1 protein-coding gene and 2 pseudogenes are annotated in these 4,459 nt (G+C 45.2%); all 3 read right to left on the reverse strand.

Going from position 1 to position 4,459, the window contains the following annotated elements; genetic code table 11:
• Positions 1 to 250, reverse strand: a pseudogene (locus tag AC3A14_RS24110) (serine/threonine protein kinase); the annotation flags it as partial.
• 108 nt (positions 251 to 358) lie between these two features.
• Positions 359 to 496, reverse strand: a pseudogene (locus tag AC3A14_RS24115) (hypothetical protein); the annotation flags it as partial.
• 133 nt (positions 497 to 629) lie between these two features.
• Positions 630 to 4,459, reverse strand: a 3,830-nt coding sequence (locus AC3A14_RS24120) for a trifunctional serine/threonine-protein kinase/ATP-binding protein/sensor histidine kinase (protein ID WP_487779208.1), incomplete at its 5' end; no start/stop codon positions are given.

The raw sequence follows: 4,459 nt of genomic DNA on the forward strand, positions 1-4,459 counted from the left end.
CTAAACCCTTGCCATAATGTTCGAGGGCTAGGGGTTTGACAATTCCGGGCAAGTCGAGATTTTTGGCAATGGTGTATTGATTGCGAAAATTGACCAATTCGCTGAAGGTCGGATACTCGCAGTTGAGCAATTTAATAATCACCGCCTTCTGATCAGCCAAGCGCAGTCCTCGATAAACTAGCGTTCTGGAACTAGAGTGCAGCAGTTTGAGGACTTCGTAGTCCTGGAGGGGAGTTCTGATACTAGCCATGGCAGTTTTAAAAAATGACTTAATTTTAGAGATTTTTCTTTAGTTTATTATATCAATCTGAAGAATTTGTGAACGAGGCAACCTTGGCTGTATCTTTGGGGTTAAACTTTATTCATAATTCTTCGCATCAGAATTGCCTAAAGGAAGAGAAATTATACATCCCGTACCTTTACTGATTTGGGAATAACAATCGATTGTGCCCCCATGTTTTTCCTCAATAATTTGATGAGCGATCGCCATTCCTAAACCCGTACCTTTGAGTGCGAAATCCTATAGTATAGAAAGAGTTGCTTAGGATAGTTAGGTTATGGTTTGAGGCAATAGGCACTAATGGCAATAGAAAATTTCCCAACTCTCCTTTTCTCTGCTATATAACAATCTACGCGCACTTCTGGGGCAAAATAATTTCAAATGCTGTTCTTTCTTCTGATTGCGATTGCACGGCGATCGTACCCCCATGTTTTTGAATAATGAAGTAACAGATAAACAATCCTAATCCTGTGCCTCTACCGACAGGCTTAGTTGTAAAAAATGGGTCAAAAATCCGGTCTTGAATCGCTTCCGGAAGGGGACTGCCATTATTCGAGATTGTAATTCGTATCTGATGGTTTTCAATCGCTTCAGTGCAAATTCGGACTTCAGATGTTGGCTTATGTTGAGGATTCTCTTGAATCGCATCTAACGCATTATTAATAATATTGAAAAAGACTTGATTTAGTTCACTCGGATAGCAGGTTATTTTGGGCAGTTGTCCGTACTCTTCAATCACTCGTATTTCGGGTTGGTGTTCATTTTTTTGAAATCGATGTTGCAGAATTAACAGCGCACTTTTAATTCCACTATGGATATCAACGGTTTTGATTTCAGCTTCATCTAAACGAGAAAAGTCTCGCAAGCTGAGAACGACTTGATGAATGCGATCGCTACCCACTTCCATCGATTGCAAGGTTTTGGTGACATCCTCAAGTAAAAAATCGAGGTCTAATTCTTCATGTTTTGCTTGAATATCCGCATTTCTTTGAGGATATTCGCGCTGATACAGTTCGAGCAAATCGATTAGGTTTTGAATATAATTTTGGGTATGATTAATATTGCCACGAATAAAGCCAATTGGATTATTAATTTCATGAGCAATCCCAGCAACTAATTGACCGAGCGAGGACATTTTCTCACTATGAATAAGTTGTGCTTGAGTGCGTTGCAACTGTTCTAAGGTTGTCTCTAACGTTTGAGCTTTTTGGTTGAGGGCTTCAGTTTTGCGCTCGACCTCTGCTTTGAGGGTGTGGGAATAGTGTTCGGTTTGTTGATACAGACGAGCATTTTCTAGAGAGATCGCTGCTTGGCTGGCAAGTAGTTTGAGCATCTCAATCCGATCGCGGGTAAAAGAACCCAGAGTGATGTTATTTTCCAGGTACAAAATACCGATGAGTTTTCCTTGACGACTCATCGGCATACATAACACGGATTTGGGTTGGTGGGTAATCAGATAGCGATCGCCGGCAAATTGGTCTACTGTACTTAAGTTGTCAAACACGGCTGTCTCTTGAGTCCGCGCAACCGAATACACTAAACTCTGGGGAAGATTCGAGTATCGATCGAGCTGAATGTCTAGTCGTTCGGCCCTTTCTCGATTGGCTTTGGCGATCGCCACCCATTGATTGTCTTGATATAACACTAAATGACCGCTTTGCGCTCCAGCATTGGCGATCGCGATCTGCATTAACGTTGCTAAGAGTTTCTCTAATTCAATTTCTTCAGAGATGGCTTGGGCAGCTTCGATCGCGGCGGGAAAATCTAACCAGATATTGGAGCTGTAGCTGCTGCTGGTTAAGCTGGCTGTCTGGCTTGGGGGGATGCTTAACTCGGACGGGCGTTGAGGATGAGTCGGTTGCCCAATCGCCGCGAGCAGTTGCGGATAGCGTTGTTCGAGATGCGCGATTTTCGCCTTTGCTCCCCAACGCGCATAGCTATAGTAAGCGTCTTGCATATAGCTGCTGGCGACTCTTTCTTTGCCCCAGTTGAGGTAGAATTTGGCAGCCAGTTCGTTAGCGATCGCTTCTTCATGGATGTATTGGTTTTCTTTCGCCCCAGAAATCGCGCGATCGTATTGTTCAATCGCTTGTCCTCGATCGCCCTGAATCCGTGCTGTTTCCGCAGCCACTAAATCCAGCTTATGCTGAAAATTCTGCGGAGCGTGAGTGGCCCAAATGTCTAGACGTTTTTGGTGAGTTTCCACCTCCTCCAACATTTGAGCTTGCTGTTCCGGGGCAGCACTGGGATAGAGCGCTAACAAAGCTAATGACCGATACAAGGGAATCTGAGTGATGGGTAACATTCCCACCCCAGCTTGTTCGTACTCAATGGCGGACTGGGAATGAACCAAGGTTCCTTCATAATCGTCAAACAAATAATGCAACATTGTTTTAGAGGTGTAAAAAAAGAACAATGCCGTGAACGAATTCATCTGTTCGATCTTAGGTATGGACTCATCTTCATTAAACCGTTGCCCCACCAGTTGTTTGGGATCGGCCGCCAGACCCATTAAATTTTCCACGAACTGTCCCCAGATTACGGCAGCAAAGTATTGGAATTCTTGCTGGAGACTCTTGGTCAGCTCAATGTAATAGCTTTGTTTTTGATGAATGAGGCTTAGGGATTCGCCCATGACGCAAAGGTTATCACAATAGTTAATCGCGGAATAACAGGCAAACTCAATGTCACCGGTCTCTAAGCCCGTTAATACGTTATCGGCAAGACATTCGGCGCGATCGCGCGCTAACTCTTTCCAGTTGCGAATAAAGGCATGAAACAGTTGATTCACCTTGCAAGTCAGTTCGGCTTCTTCATGGCGATCGAGGGTATGCAGCGCCAGTTGCCCAAAGCGGTACCCCAATTCAATGTCCTTCATCGTGGCACAGAGCAACATCCCGTAGAGTGCATAGGCAAAGGCTCCTCTTGCTGAGTTTCCGTGGGTTGCAGACAGATTCAGCATCGTCACAACGACCGATTGCAGGAGCTGGGGATTGCCAATAAAGGCTGGGGCCCATAATTTGCTCAGAATGCTCAAAGCAGAAACAATCTGGGGATTGGCAATTGTCGGCAGGCTGTAGAGGCGATCGATATCGATATCGGGTAAGGGAGCCTCCGTCAGGGAGACATCGAGCAATCTCAAAATTTCTAACCCCACATCCAGTGCTGCTTGATACTGGCCTTGCACCACCAAAACTGAAATGCGGATTTCGTAGACTTTGACACGATCGAGAAGATCTCTAGCGTTGTTGATGACGGCTTGAATCTGTTGCTCTGCCTTTTCAAAGTTGCCATTGAGATAGCTGACTTCTGCCAGTAAATTATGTAATGGCAGCATTAATGTATAGTGAGCTTGCCATACTTCCAAAGGAGTTGCCTCAGTACGCAGGATCAGATGGATAGCTGTGTTTAAGTAGCTTGCTGTCGCATTGTAGGCAGCAGAGGATTTGGCCTTCCGTGCTGCCCCTAAATTCAGTTGTGCGAGATCTTCGAGATCGCTCGGTTTCTCGAGCAGAGGTATACCGATATTCAACTGGTTGACGATGTTGAAGAGGTTGTCTTCTCGTTCCCCTTTGGATGTTTTCTGCAACAACAATCGCCCGATGTTCAGGTGTGTCATCTGCTTGCGATCGTCCGCAATCAGGGAATAAGCAGCTTGCTGGACGCGATCGTGCAGAAACTTGTAACGAACCGAAACGTCTTGTACCCGTACTTTTTCCTCTCCTTTATTCCCTTGGAAAAACTTATAGGTCTGGTTTAATGGCAACACCAATCCCTCTTGCAGTACCCTCCACAATGAAACTGCTACTTCCATCTCAGGCTCTTCCCTGACAATGGCCAAAGTCTCTAAATCAAACTGATTACCAATACAGGCGGCTAACTTCAGTACCTCTTGAGTTTCTTTGGGGAGTTTGTGCAACCGAGTGGCCATAAACTCTACGACATCATCGGTCAGTGCTAACTGACGCACTCGCGTCAGGTCACAGTGCCAATAACCCAGATCGCGGTCAAAAGCAATAAACCCATCTTCGTGCAATCCCTTGAGAAACTGAGTGGCAAAAAAGGGATTTCCCTGGGTTTTTTGATAGACTAATTCATTTAAAGACCAAGCCCAATCCTGGCTACAACTTAGAGTATCTGCGACCAAGCCATTCAGACCGGTTTCGCTTAAAGGCGCGA

Source organism: Roseofilum sp. (assembly GCF_982964205.1).